General features: G+C 46.2%; 2 protein-coding genes and 1 pseudogene. 1 reads left to right on the forward strand and 2 read right to left on the reverse strand.

The genetic code is table 11. From position 1 onward, the window contains the following. Window positions 1–203: pseudogene (locus tag AC1DUA_RS39380) on the reverse strand (hypothetical protein); the annotation flags it as partial. Next, the gene (locus AC1DUA_RS39385) at window positions 200–532 is read right to left on the reverse strand and encodes a YtrH family sporulation protein (RefSeq protein ID WP_127458086.1); all 333 of its coding nucleotides are present in this window, start codon (window positions 530–532) and stop codon (window positions 200–202) included. The pseudogene AC1DUA_RS39380 and the gene AC1DUA_RS39385, both read right to left, overlap by 4 nt. Before the next feature lie 121 nt (window positions 533–653). Here AC1DUA_RS39385 and AC1DUA_RS39390 point away from each other — a divergent pair. After that, on the forward strand, window positions 654–848 hold a 195-nt coding region (locus tag AC1DUA_RS39390), incomplete at its 3' end, for a PHP domain-containing protein (protein WP_477504849.1).

Genomic DNA, 848 nt, shown 5'->3' on the forward strand with positions numbered 1-848 from the left:
TTATTTTTTGTTTTGTTTAAACTGTCGATATCGGCACGCAAATCGCGATTTTCCTGCAAATATTTATGCATTTCCACGTACAGCTGCGTATAGGTGTGCTGATGAATGCTCATGTAGACTGCGCTCCCAATGATGGCTCCCGAAACCATCAGTGCGAAGTTCGCAAGTAAGCGCTGATAGCGGGCAAAGGGAGGGATCCTCAAGGTTGGTGGCCTCCCTTGCAAATCATTTGGATGAGCGAGGTACCGATTTGCGCTCCCACGAAGGCGACGACAATCAGAATGATTTGTTTGATCGCAGGATTCAAATGACCAACAGCTACATGGCTTTCTATATAGCGTATCGGATCAATTGTGCCGCCCACAGCAGCCACCATGGCCCAGATTTTAATATTTTCAGCCACAGTCATCATTTTCTCCGTCGGTGATTGAAGGGTCAGCACAGCCGCAATGCCGCTCAACATGCTGCCCCCGAAGACGACCCCGAAAGCAATGCAGAAGTATAAAATAATATTTGCCCAAAAGATTCCCATGACTTTACCGCTTCCTTTCCAGTCCGTATGAGGACAAACTCTCTATACTTAATGTATGGGAATGCACGTCTACAATATGATAATATGTAAGGAATAAAATGAGAGCAGGGAGGAAATGCTGATGAGTTCGTTTGTACACTTGCACGTGCATAGTGAATACAGTTTATTGGATGGTGCCGCACGCATGGAGGAGCTTGTTACACAAGCAGCTAATCTGGGCATGACCTCTCTTGCTTTGACGGATCACGGTGTGATGTACGGGGCTATTGCCTTCTACAAAGCGTGTAAGCAACGTGGTATTAAACCCATTATTGGG

The sequence above is a fragment of the Paenibacillus sp. 01T422 genome, assembly GCF_056398785.1.